General features: G+C 68.3%; 20 protein-coding genes. 4 read left to right on the top strand and 16 right to left on the bottom strand.

Features of this window, described 5'->3' with window-relative positions:
• Nucleotides 1-95 precede the first annotated feature (95 nt).
• On the top strand, nucleotides 96-860 hold the full coding sequence (locus Q0672_RS15115; RefSeq protein WP_153162511.1) for a TerC family protein: 765 nt from the start codon (nucleotides 96-98) through the stop codon (nucleotides 858-860).
• A complete protein-coding gene (locus Q0672_RS15110; protein ID WP_298623470.1) occupies nucleotides 857-1,837 on the top strand; it encodes a serine/threonine protein kinase in 981 nt (326 codons plus the stop codon). The genes Q0672_RS15115 and Q0672_RS15110 overlap by 4 nt, the downstream gene beginning before the upstream one ends.
• Nucleotides 1,838-2,110: 273 nt before the next feature.
• Here Q0672_RS15110 and Q0672_RS15105 read toward each other — a convergent pair whose 3' ends face one another.
• Entirely contained in the window at nucleotides 2,111-2,611 is a 501-nt protein-coding gene (locus Q0672_RS15105) for an HAD domain-containing protein (RefSeq protein ID WP_298623468.1), read from the bottom strand.
• 148 nt (nucleotides 2,612-2,759) lie between these two features.
• On the opposite strand from Q0672_RS15105, the gene fabI reads away from it, so the two are divergent.
• Together fabI and Q0672_RS15095 are read left to right on the top strand one after the other, a co-directional pair.
• Nucleotides 2,760-3,539, top strand: coding sequence for an enoyl-ACP reductase FabI (gene fabI, locus Q0672_RS15100; RefSeq protein ID WP_153162508.1), 780 nt, complete (start codon nucleotides 2,760-2,762; stop codon nucleotides 3,537-3,539).
• Nucleotides 3,540-3,555: 16 nt separating this feature from the next.
• Nucleotides 3,556-4,149 carry a hypothetical protein gene (locus tag Q0672_RS15095; protein WP_153162507.1) on the top strand — a complete coding sequence of 198 codons (594 nt, stop codon included), beginning with the start codon at nucleotides 3,556-3,558 and terminating at the stop codon, nucleotides 4,147-4,149.
• 9 nt (nucleotides 4,150-4,158) lie between these two features.
• Here Q0672_RS15095 and Q0672_RS15090 read toward each other — a convergent pair whose 3' ends face one another.
• From Q0672_RS15090 to Q0672_RS15020, 15 genes are all read right to left on the bottom strand, one after another.
• Nucleotides 4,159-4,899, bottom strand: a complete 741-nt coding sequence (locus Q0672_RS15090) for a polysaccharide deacetylase family protein (RefSeq protein ID WP_298623465.1) — start codon at nucleotides 4,897-4,899, stop codon at nucleotides 4,159-4,161.
• Complete coding sequence (locus Q0672_RS15085; protein WP_298623463.1) at nucleotides 4,896-5,963, bottom strand: glycosyltransferase; 1,068 nt, start codon at nucleotides 5,961-5,963, stop codon at nucleotides 4,896-4,898. The genes Q0672_RS15090 and Q0672_RS15085 overlap by 4 nt, the downstream gene beginning before the upstream one ends.
• The gene (locus tag Q0672_RS15080) at nucleotides 5,960-7,042 is read right to left on the bottom strand and encodes a glycosyltransferase family 4 protein (RefSeq protein WP_298623461.1); all 1,083 of its coding nucleotides are present in this window, start codon (nucleotides 7,040-7,042) and stop codon (nucleotides 5,960-5,962) included. Before Q0672_RS15080 ends, Q0672_RS15085 begins: the two co-directional genes overlap by 4 nt.
• Entirely contained in the window at nucleotides 7,039-8,085 is a 1,047-nt protein-coding gene (gene waaF, locus Q0672_RS15075) for a lipopolysaccharide heptosyltransferase II (protein WP_298623459.1), read from the bottom strand. The genes Q0672_RS15080 and waaF overlap by 4 nt, the downstream gene beginning before the upstream one ends.
• A 133-nt stretch (nucleotides 8,086-8,218) precedes the next feature.
• Nucleotides 8,219-8,908 carry a polysaccharide deacetylase family protein gene (locus Q0672_RS15070; protein ID WP_298623457.1) on the bottom strand — a complete coding sequence of 230 codons (690 nt, stop codon included), beginning with the start codon at nucleotides 8,906-8,908 and terminating at the stop codon, nucleotides 8,219-8,221.
• A gap of 193 nt (nucleotides 8,909-9,101) precedes the next feature.
• A complete protein-coding gene (locus Q0672_RS15065) occupies nucleotides 9,102-9,782 on the bottom strand; it encodes a putative nucleotide-diphospho-sugar transferase (protein WP_298623455.1) in 681 nt (226 codons plus the stop codon).
• A 28-nt stretch (nucleotides 9,783-9,810) separates the two neighbouring features.
• Nucleotides 9,811-11,079: an O-antigen ligase gene (locus Q0672_RS15060; RefSeq protein ID WP_298623453.1), complete on the bottom strand. Its 1,269-nt coding sequence runs from the start codon at nucleotides 11,077-11,079 to the stop codon at nucleotides 9,811-9,813.
• Nucleotides 11,080-11,093: 14 nt separating this feature from the next.
• Nucleotides 11,094-11,831 (bottom strand): glycosyltransferase family 25 protein, encoded by a 738-nt coding sequence (locus Q0672_RS15055; RefSeq protein WP_298623451.1) that lies wholly within the window; start codon nucleotides 11,829-11,831, stop codon nucleotides 11,094-11,096.
• A gap of 7 nt (nucleotides 11,832-11,838) precedes the next feature.
• Nucleotides 11,839-12,699: a hypothetical protein gene (locus Q0672_RS15050; protein WP_298623449.1), complete on the bottom strand. Its 861-nt coding sequence runs from the start codon at nucleotides 12,697-12,699 to the stop codon at nucleotides 11,839-11,841.
• Complete coding sequence (locus Q0672_RS15045; protein WP_298623448.1) at nucleotides 12,689-13,723, bottom strand: polysialyltransferase family glycosyltransferase; 1,035 nt, start codon at nucleotides 13,721-13,723, stop codon at nucleotides 12,689-12,691. The genes Q0672_RS15050 and Q0672_RS15045 overlap by 11 nt, the downstream gene beginning before the upstream one ends.
• 4 nt (nucleotides 13,724-13,727) lie before the next feature.
• Nucleotides 13,728-15,473: a lipid A export permease/ATP-binding protein MsbA gene (gene msbA, locus Q0672_RS15040; RefSeq protein WP_298623446.1), complete on the bottom strand. Its 1,746-nt coding sequence runs from the start codon at nucleotides 15,471-15,473 to the stop codon at nucleotides 13,728-13,730.
• A 234-nt stretch (nucleotides 15,474-15,707) separates the two neighbouring features.
• Nucleotides 15,708-16,589 carry a hypothetical protein gene (locus Q0672_RS15035; RefSeq protein ID WP_298623443.1) on the bottom strand — a complete coding sequence of 294 codons (882 nt, stop codon included), beginning with the start codon at nucleotides 16,587-16,589 and terminating at the stop codon, nucleotides 15,708-15,710.
• A 113-nt stretch (nucleotides 16,590-16,702) separates the two neighbouring features.
• On the bottom strand, nucleotides 16,703-17,365 hold the full coding sequence (locus Q0672_RS15030; protein WP_298623441.1) for a sulfur transferase domain-containing protein: 663 nt from the start codon (nucleotides 17,363-17,365) through the stop codon (nucleotides 16,703-16,705).
• Between the two features lie 822 nt (nucleotides 17,366-18,187).
• On the bottom strand, nucleotides 18,188-18,496 hold the full coding sequence (locus tag Q0672_RS15025) for a hypothetical protein (protein ID WP_298623438.1): 309 nt from the start codon (nucleotides 18,494-18,496) through the stop codon (nucleotides 18,188-18,190).
• 15 nt (nucleotides 18,497-18,511) lie between these two features.
• Nucleotides 18,512-20,092: radical SAM protein (locus Q0672_RS15020; RefSeq protein ID WP_298623435.1), on the bottom strand; the 1,581-nt coding region annotated here is incomplete at its 5' end.

Raw genomic sequence — 20,092 nt, 5'->3', positions numbered from 1 at the left:
CGCCGACATCCTCAATCCGCCCCGTTTCGTGCGACCATGCGCCTCGCGTGCTTGCCGACGCGGGCGCGCATCCCGTCACAACCCTCAATGCAAACATGGAATTCCTGACCGACCCGCAACTGCTGATCGCCTTCCTCACCCTCACCGCCCTCGAGCTGGTGCTGGGGATCGACAACGTGATCTTCATCTCCATCCTGGTGGACAAGCTGCCGCCGGAGAAGCGCGCCTTCGCCCGCCGCCTCGGCCTGTTCCTCGCGATGTTCATGCGCCTCGCGCTGCTGGCAGCCCTGTCGTGGATGGCCGGCATGACCGAGCCCGTCGTCACCGTGCTGGATCACGGTTTCTCGGGCCGCGACCTGATCCTGCTGGGCGGTGGCCTGTTCCTGGTGTGGAAGAGCACCCAGGAAGTGCACCAGCTGATGGAAGGCGAGGAGGGCGAAGCCTCCAGCGCCGTCAAGGCCACCTTCGGCGCGGTGATCGTGCAGATCATCCTGATCGACATCGTGTTCTCCCTCGATTCGATCATCACCGCCATCGGCATGGTCAATAACCTCCCGGTCATGATGGCCGCGGTGATCGTCTCGGTGGGCCTGATGATGGTCGCCTCCGGCCCCATCGGCGAGTTCGTGTCGCGCCACCCCACCGTCAAGATGCTGGCCCTGTCGTTCCTGCTGGTGATCGGCGTGGTGCTGATGGCCGACGCCTTCGGCCACCACGTGCCCAAGGGCTACATCTACTCGGCGATGGCCTTCTCGGTGCTGGTCGAGATGCTCAACCTGCGCATGCGTGCCCGTCAGGCGGCCAAGACCGCGCCGGTCAAGCTCCACGAGCCCTACGTGCGTGAGGAAAGCAAGCAGTGACGGCCCCCTTCGGACCGCTGACGCCCGATTTCGTGCTGTCGGCGGTCGAGGCCAGCGGCCTCGTCTGCGACGGCCGCCTGCTCACCCTCAACAGCTACGAAAACCGTGTCTATCAGGTCGGCATCGAGGACGCCCAGCCGCTGATCGCCAAGTTCTACCGCCCCGGGCGCTGGAGCGACGAGGCGATCCTCGAGGAGCACGCCTTCCTCGCCGAACTCGCCGACGCCGAGATCCCCGCCGTGCCGGCATTGGAGGTTGGCGGGAGCACGCTGCATCACTACGAAGGCTTCCGGGTGGCGCTGTTCCCCCGCCGCGGCGGCCGCGCGCCCGAGTTGGACGACCCGGCGGTGCTCGGCTGGCTGGGCCGCTTCCTCGGCCGCATCCACGCCATCGGCGCAAACAAGCCCTTCGCCCACCGGCCAGACCTGACCATCCGCAGCTTCGGCGAAGAACCGCGCGACGAACTCCTCGCCTCGCCCTTCCTGCCGTCCGAGCTGCGCGAAACCTGGCGTTCGGTGGTGGATCAGGCCCTGGATGGCGTGCGCCGCTGCTTCGAGCGCGCCGGCGCGCAGCCGATGATCCGCCTGCACGGTGACGTGCACGGCGGCAACGTGCTGTGGACCGACGCCGGCCCGCATTTCGTGGATTTCGACGACGCCCGCAACGGCCCGGCGGTGCAGGATCTGTGGATGCTGCTCTCTGGCGACGCCCCGGCCATGGCCCGCCAGCTCGACCACGTGCTCGAAGGCTACGAGCAGTTCGCCGATTTCGACCCGGTCAGCCTGCATCTGGTCGAGGCCCTGCGCACCCTGCGCCTCATCCACTACGCCGGCTGGATCGCCCGACGCTGGGACGACCCGGCCTTCCCGGCGGCCTTCAGCTGGTTCGACACCCCGCGCTACTGGCAGGACATGATCCTCTCGCTGCGCGAGCAGGTTGCGCTGATGGACGAATCGCCCCTCGCGCGACAGTTCTGAGCCTGCCGGGCATTCCATCAACGCAGGGTGTATTCGATCTACACCCCGTGAACATCCTTTGTTCACGGGGTGAATATGATCTACACCCGATGCGATTCCTTTGTTCACCGGGTGTAATCGATCTACACCCGGTGAACATCGTTCGTACACCGCCTGTATTCGATCTACAGCGCGTGAATGTCCTTCGTTAACCCGGTGATGTCGATCTACGCCGGCCTGACATCCTTCTCGCCGGCCCGATTATCGACAGACCGGGGGCGATGAAGGCTGTCGTCAGGCGGGGGTTGCCGTTTCGGCGTCAAATTGGCCGGCGCGGAAGGCGTCCAGCAGCCGGCGCATGCGCCCTGCGTCCTCTTCGGTGAAGCCCTGCTTGAAATCGGTGAGCACCAGCCGCGCGCGGGTCGGCCAGTTGCCCGGCGCGTCGTCGATGGCCAGCCACGACGCGGTGGGCGCCTTGGCCGCCAGCCACTGGCGGGCTTCCCGCTCGCGCAGGCCGTAGAGCTCGTTGGGGCTGCGCGGAAAGATCGCCGGCGTGGTGTCGATCACCCGCGGCTGGATGTCCGGCGAGAAGCGCGCCCGCAGCTTGGGCAGCGAGAACAGTGTGCGCCAGTCGGATGCGATCACCACCCGGGTCTCGGGGTAATCGCGCAGCACGGCTTCGAGCACCGGCAGACAGCGAAAGTCCTCCGCCTCGCGCCAGGGATGCGTGACCCCATCGAAATCGAGGAAGACATAGACCGGGATCACGCCCGGGCTGTGGAGGTTTTCGGTCATTGTTTGATGCGTCGCAACATTTGGGTTGAGGAAAGGTGGAATCCTGCCGTTATCAAAAAAGTTTGCACGTAACAGTATTCGTAGACCATTCTAAGGTCTGCAATTGTTGCAGTGCAGTAATTTTTTATCGAACCCCATGGAGGTTTTTATGAACCCGATCATCAATCTCGAAGGCAAGGTGGGCCTGATCACCGGCATCGCCAACGAAAAGTCCATCTCCACTGGTGTTGCCGAAGCGTGCATCGAAGCGGGCGCCAAGGTCATCATCACCTACCAGAACGAGAAGACCCTCGCGTTCATCGAGCCGATCGTCAGCCGCCTGGGCATCGAGGACGTCCTGCTCCTCGACGTGACCAAGCCCGAGACCATGGACGAAGTCTTCGCCCAGATCGACGCCAAGCACGGCAAGCTAGACTTCGCGATCCACAGCATGGCCTTCGCCAAGCGCGACGACCTCCACGGCCGCGTGGTCGACACCTCGCCGGACGGCTTCGCGATGGCGATGGACGTGTCCACCCACTCCTTCGTGCGCCTGGCCCGCAAGGCCGAGCCGCTGCTCGAGAAGGCCGGCGGCGGTTCGCTCATCACCATGACCTACCTCGGCAGCGAAAAGGTCATCGCCAACTACGGCGTAATGGGCCTGTGCAAGGCAGCCCTCGAAGCCGCCACCCGCTACATGGCCTTCGAGCTGGGCCCCAAGAACATCCGCGTCAATGCGATCTCCCCGGGCCCGCTGATGACCCGCGCCGCCTCCGGCATCGCCGGTTTCGACGGCCTGATGGCGGCCGCCGTCGATCGTTCGCCGCTGCACCGCCTCGTCACCCCGGAAGACATCGGCGCGCTCACCGCGTTCCTCGTCTCGGACGCTGGCCGGAACATGTCCGGCGGCGTACACTTCGTGGATGCTGGCTACAACATCATCGGATGACCCTCGTCGATCCGCGATGATCGACCCGCCCGCCGTGCTGCCGGAAGCCGGGAGAGCGCTCAGTCGCCTTCCCGATCCGGTTCCGGCTCACCCCCTGCTCGAAGGTCTCGTCGAGATCGGGCGGGGGGAATTCTCGATCGTGCTCGACGCTGGTGACGGCGAGCGCGTCTTCAAGGTGGTCAGCTCCCCTGCCGACTACTTCTACCTCGCCGCGGACGACCGTCCCACCGGCATTCATTTCCCCCGCGTGTTCGCCGATTACGGCGTGATCGGCAAGGCCAGCAACGGTTATTCGTTCCGCCTCGTCGAGGTCGAGCGCCTGCGTCCGGTGTCCGGCGAAGCGTCCCGGCTCGCCCGGCTGCTCGCCGCCGCCTACTGGGAAGGCTGCGAGAAGTGGGCCAACATGGGCGTCAATCGCGGCCGGCTGGCGCTCTATCACATCGCCCAGGAACCGCCGCCCGAACTCCCCGCCAGCCTCGTCGAGGCCGTGGCGCGGCTGTCTGACTTCATCGAGGGCTACCCCGTCCAGCCCGACATCCTCAATCCCGACAACCTGATGATGCGCGCCGACGGCACGCTGGTCTTCGCCGATCCGGTGTTCCTGCCCTGATCCGCGCCCTCAGCCGGCGCGGTGCAGCAGCGGGCGCTTGGGGGCGTTCTTGGTGAGCAGCTTCCAGGCCACGCCGAATACGTCGTCGCCCCGCGAGACCGCCTTGCGCGGCAGGGCCAGCAGGTCGTTCGACGGGATGGCGGCCGCCCGCTCGCAGGTGGTGCCGGAGAGGTAGCCGGCCGCCGCCGCGGCTTCCATGCTGCGCAGGTCGTGGCTGCCGTAGGGGTAGCAGAAGTGATCCACGCGCTGGCCCAGCAGGTCTTCGAGCGCCGACTTGCTGTCGCTCATCTCGCGGGCGATGCAGGCTTCGTCCTGCTGGGCGAGCCGCAGGTGGCTCCGGGAGTGGGAGCCGATCGTGAAGCCCATGTCCCGCACCTCGCGCAGCTGCGCGGCGTCCATCAGGGGCGCCGGCTCGGGGCCGACGCCCGCATCCCACAGCGAGGTGCTGCCGATCAGGCTGCTCACCGCGTACACCGTGGCCGGATAGCCGTGGGCCTTGAGCACCGGCGCGGCATTCTCGAGGAAATCCACGTAGGCGTCGTCGAAGGTGAGCACCAGCGGGCGCGGCGGAAGCGCCTTGTCGCCGCGCAGGCCGGCCACCGCGTCGTCGAGGCTGATGACGGTGTAGCCGAGCACCCGGAACAGCGTCATCTGGGCGCGAAAGCGCGGCAGGTGGCAGTAAAGCGCGCCGTGGGCCTTCACCCGGCCGGGAAAGTGTCCGACCCGGTGGTACATGAGGATCTGGATCATGGGCCGCAGGCCTCGCGATACGCCGCCAGGGTTCCGTCGAACATCGCATTCTCCGTGAAGCCGGATTCGAAGCGCTGGCGGGCCCGGGCGCCCAGGGCGGAACGCCGCTCGGGGTCGGCCAGCAACTGGGCGATGGCGTCGGCGAGGGCCGGCACGTCGTCCGGCGGCACCAGCAGGCCGCTCGCGCCGTGCTCGACCACCTCGCCAATGCCGCCCACCGTGCTGGCGACGATGGGCAGGGCGCAGGCCGAGGCTTCCAGCAGGGTCAGGGACAGGGCCTCCCGCCGCGACGGCGCCAGCAGCATGTCGGCGGCCGCCAGCAGGGCCGGCACGTCTTCGCGCAGGCCGAGGAAGCGGACCCGGTCGGCAATGCCGAGTTCGGTCGCGAGGGCCTGGGTCTGCGGGCCCAGATCGCCGTGGTGATCGCCGGCGAGGAGCAGCGTCCAGCGTTGGTCCTTGATGCGGGCCAGCGCCTTCAGGGCCGTGTCGTGGCCCTTGGCGGTGACGATGCGGGCGGCCATCAGCAGGCACGGCTCGTCGTCGGCGAGGCCCAGCGCCGCTCGGGTTGCGTGGCGCACGTTGGCGGGCAGCCTGGCGGCGATGTCGGCGATGCCGTGATGGACGACCCGGATACGCGCCGGGTCGTAGCCCTCGCGCTCAAGAAAGCGCGCCACGGCACCCGACACGGCGATGATCCGGTCGGCCCGGCCGAAGTGCTTGCCGGCGTTGTCGGAGTGGGCGGTGGCCACGTTGGGCACGCCGGCCAGCTTCGCGGCAAACCCGGTGTACAGCGCCCCGCGGGTGAGGTGGCCGTGGATCAGGTCGGCCTTTTCGCGGCGGGCATACAGCGCCAGGCGGATGACTGACGGCAGGTCGTAGATGCCCACCATCGGCAGGTTGATGCCGCCAAAGCCGTCGGCGGTGAGCTGCTGGCCGAGCCAGCCGTTCATCGAGCCGGCGAACAGCGCCTCGTGGCCCCGCGCCCGCAGGCCGCGCATCAGCTGCAGGGCGTGGCGCTCGGCGCCGCCGCTGCGCAGGCTGTGCAGCACGGTGATGATCTTCATGGCTGGAGCACCTGGCGATAGACGGCAAGGTTGCCGGCCACCATCGCGTCGATGGAAAACTCGGCCAGGATGCGCGCCCGGCCGGCGGCGCCGAAGCGCCCGCGCAGGGCCGGGTCGGCGGCGAGGCGGTCGATGGCGGCGGCGAGCTGGGCTTCGTTGCCGGGCTCAATCAGCAGGCCAGTGACGCCATCCAGCACCGCCTCCGGCAGCCCGCCAGCGCGGGTGGTGACGATGGGCACGGCGGCGGCCGAGGCCTGAAGCAGCGACACGCCCAGGCCTTCCATGTCGGCCGGATGCACCAGCAGGTCGAGCCCGCCCAGCCAGCGCGGCAGATCGTGGCGGAAGCCGGCGAAGCGCACCGCGGCGTCGAGCCCGCGGCTGGCGACTTCGGCGCGCAGCTCGGCCTCCAGCGGGCCCTGGCCGAAGATCAGCACGACCAGCTTCGGGTGCTTTTCGAGCAGGCCCGGCAACACGGAGAGCAGGTAGCGGTGGCCCTTGCGGGGGATCATCTGCGCCACCACGCCGGCCACCAGCGCATCGGCGGGCAGGCCGAACTCGGCGCGGAAGGCGGCGGCATCGACCGGCGCGAGGTAGGGCGTGGCGTCCACGGCGCTGCGCACGCAGGTGACCTTGCCCGGCGCGAGGCCTTCGGACAGCAGCACCTGGCGGATGCCCTCCGAGATGGTGATCACGTGGTCGTACAGCCGGTACTTGATCGCCACCGCGAGGCGGGATTCCGGGTTGTCCACCCGTCGCGACAGCACGCAGGGCACGCCGGCGAGCTTTGCGGCGAGGCCGCCCCAGGTGTCGGCGCCGCGGCGGCTGTGAAGGTGCACGAGGTCGGGCTTTTCGGCGCGGATCAGGTTGGCCAGGCGCAGCACCATGCCCGGATCACCGTCGCCGCCCATCTTCATGGGCACCACGCGCACGCCGGCGGGCTGCTGGCGGGCGGAGTCGCTGCCGGTGGGGCAGGCGAGCAGGTTGTCGATGCCACGGGCGGCGAGGCCCTCGACGATGTACTGGACCTGACGCGCGCCGCCGTACAGAAACTTGCCGGCTTCCACGTGGAGGATCTTCATCGCGCGCCTCCGGCGGCCAGCATGGCCTGGGCGCGTTCGATGACCATCGCCGGGGTGATGTCACGCAGGCAGGTGAACTTGCCGCCGCAGGTGGGCCGGCGCTTGCACGGCGAGCATTCCAGCCCCAGCCAGATCACGCTGCCGGTCGGCCGGCCGGTGTCGGTGTAGGGGCAGGTGGAGCCGAAGATGGCCACCGTGGGCCGGGCCAGCGCGGTGCCCATGTGGGTGAGGCCGGTGTCGACGCCGATCACCAGCGCCGAACGGGCGATGACGGCGACGGCTTCGGGCAGGCGGGTCTGGCCGGCGATATTGACGATGCGCGGGTCGGCCGCGGCGATGCGGGCCGCGGCGTCAGCATCGGCCGGGCCGCCGAGGATCACCGGGGTGAGGCCGATGGCGGCGATGAGCTGGGGCGCCAGCGCCTGCCAGGCGTCCTCGAACCAATGCTTTTGCGGGCGGGTTGTGAAGGGGGCGAACACCGCGTAGCGGCCGGTTTCCAGCCGGTGGGTGGCGAGCTTGGCCTGCACGCTCGCATCCGCCGTCGGGGCGACGTGGAGCGTGGGCAGGAAGTCGCCGGCATCGACGCCCAGATGCTGGGCGAGGAACTGGTATTCGGAGCCGATGCGCTTGATCTCGCCGCCGCGGGGGATGACCTCGGTCATCAGCAGCTGGCTGCCTTCCTTCGAGCCGAGGCCGACGCGGCGTTTTGCGCCCGAGAGCCAGGTGATGAAGCCGCTCTTGAGCAGGCCTTGCAGATCCAGCGCCACGTCGAAATTGCGGGCGTGGAGCTCGCGCCGCAGGGCGAGCACCCGGCGGGCGAGCTCGAGCTTCTGGCCGCCCTTCCAGAGCTTGACCCACTCGGCCTTGCTCCAGGTGATGATATCGTCGATGGCCGGGTCGGTGAGGAGGAGCTCGTGGATGCCGGGTTCGACCAGCCAGGCCACATGGGCGTCCGGGTAGGCGCGCTTGATGGCGGCGGGCAGGGCCGAGGCGAAGACCACGTCGCCGATGGCCGAGCTGCGGACGATGAGGATGCGCTTCACGCGGTGACTCCGGCGCGGCCGTGGGCGGCCGGGCGGCGGGGCTGGGAGCGGAGGCGGAACGTCATGGGCAAAAACCGGGCGGCGCAAAGACCGCTATTGTGCCGCAAGTCGCGCAGCTTTCGCCCGGATCCGGCTAGCCGCGGCGGATCGGCGGGTGACGCGGGGTGTTCTTGGCGACGAGCTTCCAGAGCACGCCGAGGGCGGTGTTGCCCTGGGAAACCGGCTTGCGGGGAAGGGTCAGCAGATCGTCGGCCGGGGTGGCGACGGCCCGCAGGCAGGTGGTGCCGGTGACGTAGCCGGCTTCGGCGGCCGCATGCACGGCGCGGATGTCGTGGCTGCCGTAGGGGTAGCAGAAGTGGTCGACCCGCTTGCCGAGGGCGTCTTCGAGCATGCGCTTGCTGATCGTCATTTCTTCGGCGATGCGCTGGGTGTCGACCTGGGCGAGGCGGGGGTGGCTGACCGAGTGGGAGCCGACGGTGAAGCCCATGGACTGCACTTCCCGCAGCTGGGCGGCGTTCATCAGGGCCGCGGGGCGCAGGCCTTCGGGCTCGACCCACGACGAGGTCTGGCCGAGCAGCCCGGCCACGGCATAAACGGTGGCCGGATAGCCGTGCTCCTTGAGCACCGGGGCGACGCATTCGAGGAAATCCACGTAGCCGTCGTCGAAGGTGAGCACCACCGGGCGGGCGGGCAGGGTGGCTTCGCCGCGCAGGCCTGCCACGGCGTCGTCCATGCTCACCACCGAATAGCCGAAGCGCTTGAGCATGCTCATCTGCGCGGCAAAGCGCGGACGATGGCAATACTGCCCTCGATGACTGGGCATGCGCGTCGGAAAATCACCAACCTGGTGATACATGAGGATGTGGACTCGGCTCATTCTGGATAGGGATTTCACGCCCGGGCACGAATCATGCCGGAATTTTGTTTCGGCATGTTCCGTGCCGTGCAGGGAAATGTCACGACCGGCTCATTGAATTAACACTTTCTATCAATGGGCTGCGCCGGCAGGCGCGGGCCTACAGCCAGGTCGTGATCAGCCAGGCCAGCGCCGCAACGAAAACGACACCCAGCACCACGTTGCGGGTCTTCTTCATGGTGCGCTGGAGCTTGACCCGCTGGCGGCTGGCCTGGAAGTGCTCGACCACCGGCGTCTCGGAGCCCCGGTCGAAGATCTTCACGTAGCTCTCGGGCAGTGGGCCGACCTTCAGCTCGGGGTGGCGCTCCACGGCGGTGGTGAAGCTGTCCTGATCGACGCCCAGCACCATGCCGTCCTGGGCGGCGATCCAGTCTTCGACGAAGGCGTGCATCGCCGGGGTGTTGCGCAGGTAGAGCGTGCCGGTGAGGTAGCGGTGGGTCATCCCCGCGTCGGCGGGGGCGATGAACACGCCCAGGTCGGCATCGAAATCGAAGAACAGCTTGAGGGGCGAGCGGACGACCGAGTCGGCGTCGAGGTACACCACGTCGCGGCCAGGAAAGCGGCGCAGGCAGTCGAGCAGGAACTCGGGCTTGATGCGCGTGTTGGCTTCCCAGTAGCCCCGGCTGGCGAAGCGCTTGAGGAAGTACGGGGTGCCGGTGCGGTCGAGGGATTCGCGCAGCTGGGCTGCTTCGGCGGCGTAGCCGTCGGTGAAGAAGCCGCAGGTGAGGAAGGGTACGCCCGGAGCGTCGTTGAGGATTTCGCCGTCGGCGCCCATGTTCATGGTCGGTGTTCGGAATGGAGAAGGCGATCTATTCTGCCCGAATCGGCGCGGCTTGTCGGCCGTCCGCAGGCGGCCCGAGGCTGCGCCGGCCCAGCAGCAGCACCGCGAAGAGCACATACAGCAGCGAGGTGTTGGAGCGCCACAGGTAATCCTCGAAGAGGCTGCACACGCCGATGAACACCACCAGCGCCACCCGATGCTGGGCGAGGGCGTCGCGATGGCGGCGCCACAGGATGGGCGGGAAGTAGGTGAGGAGCAGGATCAGCCCGCCGCCGATGCCGGTGGTGGTGACGGTGAACAGATACTGGTTGTGGGGGTTGTCGGTGGTGGTCCAGTCGGGCGTGTAGCGCTGGTTGATGTCCACGTAGGCGGGGTAGAAATCCCCGGCGCCAACCCCGGTGAGAAGGTTCTCGGCGGCGAGGCGCAGGCTGTTGGTGAGAAATCCCAGCCGCTGGGCGGTGGCGGTGTCGAAGGTGTCGTCGCGCCGGGCGAATTCGCTGAGGGTCTCATCCACCTGGGCGGCGATCGGGGCGCTGGTGTGGTAGGCCAGCACGGCGAGGCCGGTGGTGAGGCTGACCGCCGCCAGGGCTGCCCGCAGCGGGTGGCGGCCGGCGAGGCGCTGGAAGATCAGCAGCGCGACGAGGACCAGGAAGACCAACTGGCCGGTGCGGCCGGTGGAGAAGATCAGGTTGCCGGTGGTGAGGGCCGCGAGCAGGGCGAAGCCGGCGCGTCGCCAGCCCGTGGCGGCGAGGGCTTCGCGCAGCGCCAGATAGCCGGCCCAGGCGAGGATCGGGGCGTACAGGATGTGATCGACGAAGGGCGCGGTCTCGGTGGCTTCCTTCCGGACGCGGATGCCGTCGGGCCACTCGGGGAAGAAGCTCATCTCCAGCCAGTTGTACCAGGCCAGCGTCTCGGCCATCAGGCAGCCGGCCAGGAAGGCGGCGATGCAGCGGGGGGCGAGTTCGCGCCGGGCGATGGTGAGGTAAAGGGGGGAGAGCAGGAAGAAGGCGTAGCGCCCGACCATCCGCAGGCCGGCCTGCAGGTCGTCGGTCCACAGCAGCGAGAGAGGCGTGATCCAGAAGAAGGCCTGGAAGATCCAGAACAGCGGATCGCCCTTGAGCTGCGCCCATTTTTCGGCGAAGCGGCCCTCGACCAGCGACAGCAGCAGGATCAGCCCGCTGATCGAGTAGGCCGGCGCCACGTGGGCCGGCAGGAAGAAGAACAGGCTCGCGAACAGCATCCCGTTGATGGCGGGAATGCTTGAGCGCGGCGCCGCCAGGGCATCTCGGAGGGACATCGTGGGAGCGCGCCTCAGCGGTGGCCCTGCAGCTTCGCCTTCAGCCGTCGGGCCATCAGGAACACGCTGATCTTGCGCCGCTCGGCCTCGGCGACCCGGGCGAAGTGGCGGGTCAGGCGGCGGGCGACGCTGTCTGCGCCCTTGCTGCCGAAGCGCGCGCCGATGCTGCTGGCGATGCTGGCATCTTCGACGACCACGCTCGGGGAGAGCACCGGCACGCAGAGGCCGAACTTCCAGTAGCGGTCGAGGGTGTCGTCGATGGGGCTCTTCGGCACCGGGATGGCGGCCAGCAGGCGGCGGGCGCCTTCGAGGCTGACCATGTAGCCCTGGGTGCCGCTGGGGTGCTTGGTGGGCAGGACGAGCTGCTCGCCGCCCGACAGGGTGGCGACGGGAATCCCGCGGATCGGCTGGAGGGCGGACAGGCGCACCGCGTCGAAGGGCGGCATCAGGGCGGCGGCTTCGCGGGCGACGCGCATCAGCGACGGGCTGCACACCACGTCGTCCTCGAGGACGATGGCGTGGGGCAGGCGGCGCTCGACGACGATCTGCCAGAAGCGCAGGTGGCTGAGGTAACAGCCCACCTCGCCGTTGGAGAGGCCCGGCTCGGCGTCGGGGCCGAGGGTGGCGCGATCGACCTTGACGCCTTCGACGGCCGGGAGGATCTCCGCCTCGAGCCCGAGTTCGCCCAGGTGCCGGAGGATGGCCTCGCGACGGTCGGCGGCACGCTCAAGATTGACGACGAATATCTTCATGGTGTGGTCAGTATTCCAGTCGGCCGTGGTGGCCCTTGAACCGCAGGATGCGCGCCTTGTGTTTCTCGACGAGCCGCGCCGCCAGGCCGCGCAGGGGCGCCAGCAGGCCCGGCGCGGGGTGGTGGCCGAGCACCCGATGATGGCGACAGTCGGCCGGCAGCGTGGCAAGCACCGCACTGAACTCGGCTTCCGGGTCGATGCCGTCGCCGGCGAGCTTGCGATAGAACGCGCCGTCGGTCTTGATGGGTCGGGTGTGGCGGATCACCGTGGTGTCGATGATGCCCACCTTGCCGCCGTCGGCGCGGGCCAGGTGGCACAGGGCGTGGTCGCTGCCCCAGGTGCTGAAGGTGATCGGCAGGTCGTTCAGCCGGCGGGCGATGAAGCCGGTGTCTACGCAGGGGCACATGATCTCGACGAAATTGGTCTCGCGCCATTCGGCCAGCGGGTTGCGCAGCATGATGCGGTGCGACCAGTAGCCGGACCAGTCCTGGGCCGGATGGGCGACGGCGAGGCCAAGGCGGTCGACGTCTTTGAAGAAGGCCGAGATGCTGCCGGCGGTGACCGCCAGATCGTCGTCGGCCAGCAGCACGTAGCGGTAGGCGGACAGATCCAGCGCGCCGGACTGCACGCATTCGCGGAAGTGGGAGAGCTTGTTGTAGCCGCCGATCACGGTGGCGACGGCCTCGGGCTGGGGTTCGCGCGGGGCGTAGCCGCTCACGAAGACGTCCCAGTTGCGCTTGGGCTCGGCGGCGAGCCAGTCGGGCAGCAGGTCGGTGGCGCCGACCCGCATGAACACCAGGTAGGGCCGCCGCACTGCGGGCGCGGGTTCCGGCCGGGTGAAGGGCGCCGGCCGGATCTCAGGCGCCATGGACATCGACCCCGGTGGTGCGGAAGGCTTCCAGCATCTGGCGCTTCTCGTCGGCAGACTTGAAGCGCACCCGATCCCACCCGAAGGCCACCACCTTCGTGCTGGCCGGGGCGGTCTGGCGGGCAAACAGCAGGGCGCTAGAGCGCACCCCGACGACGGCGTTGTAGGGCGTGCGGGCGAGGTGGACTTCGAGCGGTTCGTCCAGATTGACCACTTCATAGGCGGGCTGGTTGAGCTCCCGCGATGGGTCTTTCGGGTGGCCCTTGTAGAAGATGCGGGTGATGCCCTGCCCGGCGAGCCAGGCGCGGATCTCCTCGCTGACGGCGTCCCGGTCGGCGCCCTTCATCAGCCCGGCGCCTTCCAGGGGCTGGCCGATCACCAGCGCGGTGGGTTCGCCGTCGACAACAACGCGGGTCGGGTCGGGTTCGACCAGCGGCGGCAGCACCACCGCCTTGGCGGGCGGGTATTCGTGGGGCAGGCCGGGCAGCACGTAGACGCGGTCGCAGAAGGGCGCGTCGGAGCCGATGCGGTCGCCCGAGAAGCACCAGTAGTCGAGCTCGGGCGCCACCAGCTGGCGCAGCTTGCGCACGTACTGGAGGAAGCGCTTGGCGAGCGTGAGCGGATAGCGGCGGATGCTGATGATGCCGTCGGGCAGGATGCGGGCGTGCATCTCGCTGGCGCCGCAGCGGGGCGGCAGGGCGCGCAGGAAGTAGTTGATTGCCTCGGTGTCGAACACCGCGCTGTGGATGTGCAGCACCTTGCAGCGGCCGACCAGATCGGCCACCAGGCGGATGTTCTCGCGCTGGCGGCGCAGGCGGCCGAAGGGGCCGGGCAGGGGTTCCCAGCGGGGCCAGGGCATGTAGCCGGCGGCGTCCCAGTCGGTCTGCTTGATGATCGGGGTGACGCCCCGCTTGTAGCACACCAGCACCTGGCGGGCGCCGGGCTCGAAGTTTTCGGCGATGCGCCGCGCCGCCAGATACTGCAGCGGCGATGCGACGAAGTAGAGGGCGACGCGATCGCTCATGGGGTCAGGCCTCCGGAATGTCGTGGGCCTCGCCGCTGGCGAGCAGCCGGGCGTAGGCGCCGCCAGCGGCGACCAGGGTGTCGTGGGTGCCGGATTCGACGATGCGCCCGCGCTCCATCACCACGATGCGGTCGGCGTCGCGGATGGTGGACAGGCGGTGGGCGATGACGATCACGGTGCGGTTCTTGCGCAGCTCGATGAGCGCGTCCTTCACGGCGCGTTCGGATTCGTTGTCGAGGGCCGAGGTGGCTTCGTCCAGCAGCAGGATCGGTGAATCCCGCAGGAAGGCCCGGGCGATGGCGATGCGCTGGCGCTGGCCGCCGGAGAGCTGGCTGCCGTTGGCGCCGACGCGGGTGGCGAGGCCGTCGGGCAGCTTGTCGATGAACTCCATCGCGTGGGCGGCGCGGGCGGCGGCGACGATGTCGGCCTCGGGCACGTCGGGCCGGCCGTAGGCGATGTTGGCGGCCACGCTGTCGTCGAACAGCACTACCTGCTGGCCGACCCAGCCGAGCTGCTGGCGCAGGTGGGCCAGCGGCAGGCTGGACAGCGGCGTGCCGTCGAGCAGGATGCGGCCTTCCTCGATGTCGTAGAAGCGGGCCACCAGATTGACGAGCGTGCTCTTGCCGCTGCCCGAGGCGCCCACCAGGGCGATGGTCTGGCCGGGCGGGATGTCCAGGTCGAAGTCGCGCAGGGCGTATTCGGTCTGGCCGGGGTAGCGGAAGCTGATGTGCTCGAAGCGCAGCGCGCCGGTGGCGCGGGGGAAGCTGCCGGTGGCGGTGTCGACCTCGGCCGGGGTGTCGAGGAGCTCGAAGATGCTCTGGGCGCCGGCCAGACCGCGCTGGATCACGGCGTTGATGTTGGTCAGGCGGCGGATCGGCTCGAACAGCATCGACATGGCGGTGACGAAGGAGACGAACTCGCCGGGGCTGAGCTTATCCTGGGCCGACAGCGACGTGGCCGTCCAGATCACCGTGGCCACCGCGGCGGCAGCGAGCACCTGCACCAGCGGCACGTTGATCGCCGACACGCGCACGGTGTGCATGGTCTGCTTGCGCAGCTTTTCGGAGATGTCGGCGAAGCGGGCGTCCTCGTGGTCGTGGGTGCCGAAGAGCTTGATCTCGCGCACGCCGCCGAGGGTTTCTTCCACCGTGCCGGTGAGGCGCCCGGCGGTCTCCTGCATCTCGCGGTTGGAGCCGCGCAGCTTGCGGCTCGCCACGCGGATCAGCCACGCCACGATTGGCGCGATGGCGACGATGACGAGGGTGAGCTCCCAGGCGGTGTAGATCAGGTAGCCGGTGAGGCCGACGATGATCAGCGAGTCGCGCACCACGATGATCCACGCGTTGGACAGCGCCGCGCCCACCTGGGGGATGTCGTAGAGGATGCGCGACAGCATCCGCCCGCCGGCTTCGGCCTGGTGCACCGGGATCGGCAGGTGCATCTGGTGGCGGAACACCTGCTGGCGCAGATCGTTGATGGCCTTGTTGGCGATCCACTGGCTCGACACGTTGGCGGCGTATTCGGCGACACCCTTGGCCAGGAAGGCGAGCATCAGGAACAGCGGCACCTGCCACTGGGCGGTCTGGCTCTTCTTGATGAGGCTCTCGTCCACCAGGGGCTTGAGCAGGCTCGGCAGCACGGGCTCGAGGGAGGCCGCGGCGACCATCGCCAGGATCGACAGCAGCACCACCCGCGAGTAGGGCCGCACCGAGCCGAGCAGGCGGCGGTAAAGGAGGATCGAGTCTTTCATTTTCAGTGCAGTACCTTGTCAGCGGTCAAGCTGACTTAGCCGGTAGCCGGAGCTGCTCATCGATATTGGCCTGCTTGTTCTGGCGGAACGGCAACCTTGATCGCGTAACAGCAGGGGAGCCAGGGCAGATGTGGCAGGGGGGGGATAGGCTGCGAGGGGGGCCAAAGTGACACAAAGAATTGTCGCACCTCCGGCAGGTGTGGGTAAGTCGCACCGGCGCATCCACAAGCATCTTTAGCGGGCGAACAGCCGTTTCAGCACTAGGCGCTTGGCGGCCTCGCCGTACTTGGTGCGGCGCTTTGGGGCGCGCAGCCACGCGTCGAGCGCTGCGCTGCGGCGGCGGTGGAGTTCGCGAAACATGGGGTTCCCTGTGTGCCGGAACTGCGCCTTGAGGGCGTCAAGCACCAGCAGTTCGTCTAGTGCATCGGCCTGGTGTGGGTTGCTGGTGGCGTAGCGTTCGTAATCCAGACCGATTTCGGCGTCCAGCCCAAGTTTTTCGAGCACCGCGCAAATCAGCCGCTCCATGATGAAGGCCTTGAGTGGGTAGCGGCCGGCGATGGCGCGGTGATCCGTGTGGCCATTGAGCTGCCGGGCCAGTTCGTCGGTGCCGTTTTCGCAAAGATCGAAAATCCTCTCGGCGTAGCTAAACCAGGTTTTCCAGACGCTCATCCGGGCGACAAAATAGTTGGAGAAGATCGAGCGAGTCTGGTCGGCGTAATAGTCGTAGCTGGCGACATCCACATCGAGGCCGATGCGCTGAAATAGCTCGCGGGTGGCGGCGATGAGTCCAGGGTGCCAGAAATCGCCCTGCGCGAAGACGTTGGGGAACAGCGAGAGCTGGTCGAGACAGGGTGAGAAGCTGATGAGCTCGGCGTCGGATTCCGCGCAGCGGGCGAGCAGGTCGTGCCCGCCAAGGCCGGTTTTCTCAGTGAGCCGAGGTGAGAACAGTCCGAAGCGGTCGTCGTCGGCAAAGTCGGCCGTCAGCAGGATGTTTCGGATGCAGCCGTATTCGAACCAGCCATTATGGGGTGGCTGGCGATTGTCGTAGGGGATGAATTCGGGCTCAATCGCTTGGCGTGTCGCATCATCGTAGAAAACCTGATAGAGCTTGATCACAAGAGCCTCGTTGCTAATAAAATTTTAGTGTAGCAAACTGGAATTCATGCTCCGGCGGCATATTAATGTTCGCTGTGGGTGAGCCAGGCGGCGGTAAAGCTGGATGGATTCGTTCATTCCCGGTGCAGCACCTTGTCCACGATCAGGCTGGCCCAGCCTTCCTCACGGAAGCGGGCGTGCAGTTCGAGGCGGTTGTATTCGGTATCCACCCAGTCGAGGAAGCTGATCGGCGACCGGGCGTTGCGGGCCACGTAGGTGGCGAAGAAGAAATCCAGCACGCCGGTCTTGGCGCGCTTGAAGTGGCCGTACTTCCAGGAGAGTTCGTTCATCGCGTCCTCGACCGGATGGCCCAGGTGCAGGATGCGATACAGGGCGGCGCCGATGCCGGCCCGGTCTGCACCGGACTTGCAGTGCAGCAGCGCGGGGTACTCGATCTTCTTGAACAACTCGTCCATCGCGTGGACTTCCTCGATCTCCGGCGGCGTGCGGGAGTAGAGCTTCACGTCGTAGAGCGCGATGCCGGCCTCGTCGCAGGCTTCCTTCTCGAGGGCGTAGGAGCCGTAGCCGTGGGCGCCGCGCAGGTTGATGATGCTCTTGAGGCCGAACTTGCGGGCGTACTTGCGGATCTGCGCCGGGCTGGGCTGGCTGGAGCGGTACATGCCGCCGCCCAGATCGTAGAAGTTGTTGTAGATGGCGCGGATCGCCCCGTGGTCCACCAGGTGCATGTCGAACCAGGCGCGAACCCGGCCGCTGGCGCTGGAGATGTCCATCGTCATCGGGCGGCCTTCGGGCGCAGGGCGGCGCCGATGGGGGCGGCGCGACGGGCGGGATGGTCCGGCAGTAAAACGTGCATGAGCGCAAACGGCAGCCGCAGGCCGGCACGCCGATCGTGGGAAAGGACGGATTATCGCATCAAGGGGGGGCGGGCACGAGGGCGGCACGGTAAATGGGCTGACTCGCGCCGGGCCTGCCGCCCCGGAAGGCCGGCCCGGCGCGCCCGTGCATCGGGTGCTGCGGACGGGCTTGAAAGGGCGTCGGGGAGGGTTTGCGGTGGTCGCCGCCCCCGGGCGGGTGCTCGTGACCACCGGCGCGCTGCGCCCGACCACCGGCGAGGTGGTCGCGAGTACCTCGGAGAGAGTCGTGAGTACCTCCGGGATGGTCGTGAGTACCTCAGCGGTGGTCGGGCCTATGGCGGAAGCCCTCGGTTGGACCTGCGGGACAGGACGTGCCTGTCTCCGGGCTGCTCGGGTCCGTCTTCCGGATAGTCGGCCCCTGTCCCGGAGCGCCTCGCGAGCAGCTTTGTGCTCCTCGCGAGGCGCTCGCGGACAGGCGGGGTGTGTCGGCGGGATAGGGGTGGTCTATCCGCGAGGTGCTCGCGAGAGACGCCGGGACAGGGCACGACACGCGCCGAGCTCATCGCGAGGAGATCCGGGCTGGTCGCGACGGGCTCCGGGGTGGTCGCGAGCACCGGGCGGGGTGGCGAGTCGGCCTTGCCGGGGGTGTCGAGGGCAGCGGCGGTCGGGGGCCGGGGCGCCGATCTCCTCCGGATGGGTGTGGGGCAGCTCGGCTCGGGCGCGCCGGGGGTGCCGCGCCTTTCCTCAGGCGTCGAGCGTTGCCAGGAAGGTCTGACGGGCGGCTTCGAGTTCCGGCCGGGCAAAGTCGTCGGCGAGGCGCAGGGCCACGGCGTGGTAGGCGTCGAAGGCGGCGCGGACCTTGTCGGCGTCCACCGGCCGGCCGGGGGCGGGGGGCGGGGCGGGCGGAATCTCGCCGACGGGGCGCAGCACCGCGTAGCGCGGGATCATGCGCTGGCCGCCTTTCTCGGAGGCGGCGGTCATCGGGCCGGTCTTGGTGTAGATCTCGCCTTCGTATTCGAAGCGCGTGCCGAGGGGGATGAGGTTGATTTTCATGGGGATTGCAGTGGATCAATAGCCCAGGGCGCGGGCGATGCAGTTGCGGGGGACGCGGGGTTTGGGCACCTTGGTGTCGAACCAGCGACGCACGTCCTCGTCGAGGCCGATGCCGTGCATGTAGTTGTAGAGGGCCTTGTTGAGGGCCACGCCGAGGGCGTCGTGGTCCACCCCGGTGGGGTCGATGAAGCCCACGTCGTTCTTGGCGAAGCTGATGGGCGGCAGGGGCTTGAGCTTGATGCCGTATTCGTCCGGGTGCTGGCCCACCGGCGAGTGCACGGTGCACACGAAGCGGTGGAAGAAGCCGGACTGGATGCAGCCGGCGTCGAAGAGCTGGCGGACGTACTCCAGCGCGTCCACGGTGTCCTGCACCGTTTGCGTGGGGAAGCCGTACATCAGGTAGGCGTGCACCAGGATGCCGGCGTCGGAGAAACCCTTGGTGACGCGCGCCACCTGATCCACCGACACGCCTTTCTTCATCAGCGTGAGCAGGCGGTCGGAGGCGACCTCCAGCCCGCCGGAGATGGCGATGCAGCCGCTGTCGGCGAGCTGCTGGCACAGTTCCGGGGTGAAGGACTTCTCGAAGCGGATGTTGCCCCACCAGCTGATGCTGCGCTTGCGCCGGGCGAGCTCGTCGGCCAGGGCCTTGAGCATCTTGGGCGGGGCGGCTTCGTCCACGAAGTGGAAGCCGGTCTGCCCGGTCTCGGCCACCACGGCCTCGATGCGATCGACGAGCACTTCGGCGCTGGCGGCGTCGTAGCGGCCGATGTAGTCGAGGCTCACGTCGCAGAAGCTGCACTTCTTCCAGTAGCAGCCGTGGGCCACGGTGAGCTTGTTCCAGCGCCCGTCGGACCACAGCCGGTGCATGGGGTTGAGCATGTCGAGGATGGACAGGTAGCCATCCAGCGGCAGGCCGTCCCAGGTGGGCGTGCCGACCTCGGCGAAGGGGATGTCGGGTTCGGCGAGGTTGATGTAGCGCACCTGGCCCTCTTCACGCACGTAGGTGCGCACCAGCCGCGACTTGCCGCGCTTGCCGTCGAGGTGTTCGAGCAGCGCGAGGAGCGGGCGCTCGCCGTCGTCGAGGGTGACGAAGTCGAAATAGTCGAACACCCGCGGCTCGGTGAGCTCGCGCAGCTCGGTGTTCACGAAGCCGCCGCCCAGCACGGTGACGATGGACGGGTCGTGGGCCTTGATGGTCTGGGCGATGCGGAAGGCGGCGTACACCGAGCCAGGGAAGGGCACCGACAGCAGCACGACGCGCGGTGCGTGGCGGGTGACGGCATCCAGCGCCAGGCGGGCGAGGGTCTCGTCCACCAGCGTGGGCGGCGCGGCCAGCGCGGCAGCCAGGGGCGCGAAGGTGGGCTGGGCCATCGCCAGGGATTCGGCGTAGCGGACGAACTCGAAGCGCGGGTCGGCGGCCTCGCGCAGCACGTCGGCGAGGTCGTTGAGGTAGAGGGTGGCCAGGTGCCGGGCTTTATCTTGCACGCCGAGGGCGCCGAAAGCCCAGGCGAGGGGGTCGCCGCCGTCCGGGTCGTAGTAGGCGTCCAGCGACGCGAAGCGCGGGCCTTCGGGCAGGAAGGCGCGGCTGGCGATGCG

Source organism: uncultured Zoogloea sp. (assembly GCF_937894855.1).
Lineage (GTDB): Bacteria > Pseudomonadota > Gammaproteobacteria > Burkholderiales > Rhodocyclaceae > Zoogloea > Zoogloea oryzae.
Note: the sequence above shows the minus strand (reverse complement) of the source record. Positions and strands in the feature narration are given on the sequence as shown.

Coding starts and splice junctions, on each gene's coding strand:
- Q0672_RS15115 (WP_153162511.1), top strand. CDS start 96: ATGGAATTCCTGACCGACCCGCAACTGCTGATCGCCTTCCTCACCCTC.
- Q0672_RS15105 (WP_298623468.1), bottom strand. CDS start 2,611: ATGACCGAAAACCTCCACAGCCCGGGCGTGATCCCGGTCTATGTCTTC.
- fabI (WP_153162508.1), top strand. CDS start 2,760: ATGAACCCGATCATCAATCTCGAAGGCAAGGTGGGCCTGATCACCGGC.
- Q0672_RS15095 (WP_153162507.1), top strand. CDS start 3,556: ATGATCGACCCGCCCGCCGTGCTGCCGGAAGCCGGGAGAGCGCTCAGT.
- Q0672_RS15090 (WP_298623465.1), bottom strand. CDS start 4,899: ATGATCCAGATCCTCATGTACCACCGGGTCGGACACTTTCCCGGCCGG.
- Q0672_RS15085 (WP_298623463.1), bottom strand. CDS start 5,963: ATGAAGATCATCACCGTGCTGCACAGCCTGCGCAGCGGCGGCGCCGAG.
- Q0672_RS15080 (WP_298623461.1), bottom strand. CDS start 7,042: ATGAAGATCCTCCACGTGGAAGCCGGCAAGTTTCTGTACGGCGGCGCG.
- Q0672_RS15070 (WP_298623457.1), bottom strand. CDS start 8,908: ATGCCCAGTCATCGAGGGCAGTATTGCCATCGTCCGCGCTTTGCCGCG.
- Q0672_RS15065 (WP_298623455.1), bottom strand. CDS start 9,782: ATGAACATGGGCGCCGACGGCGAAATCCTCAACGACGCTCCGGGCGTA.
- Q0672_RS15060 (WP_298623453.1), bottom strand. CDS start 11,079: ATGTCCCTCCGAGATGCCCTGGCGGCGCCGCGCTCAAGCATTCCCGCC.
- Q0672_RS15055 (WP_298623451.1), bottom strand. CDS start 11,831: ATGAAGATATTCGTCGTCAATCTTGAGCGTGCCGCCGACCGTCGCGAG.
- Q0672_RS15050 (WP_298623449.1), bottom strand. CDS start 12,699: ATGGCGCCTGAGATCCGGCCGGCGCCCTTCACCCGGCCGGAACCCGCG.
- Q0672_RS15045 (WP_298623448.1), bottom strand. CDS start 13,723: ATGAGCGATCGCGTCGCCCTCTACTTCGTCGCATCGCCGCTGCAGTAT.
- msbA (WP_298623446.1), bottom strand. CDS start 15,473: ATGAAAGACTCGATCCTCCTTTACCGCCGCCTGCTCGGCTCGGTGCGG.
- Q0672_RS15030 (WP_298623441.1), bottom strand. CDS start 17,365: ATGACGATGGACATCTCCAGCGCCAGCGGCCGGGTTCGCGCCTGGTTC.
- Q0672_RS15025 (WP_298623438.1), bottom strand. CDS start 18,496: ATGAAAATCAACCTCATCCCCCTCGGCACGCGCTTCGAATACGAAGGC.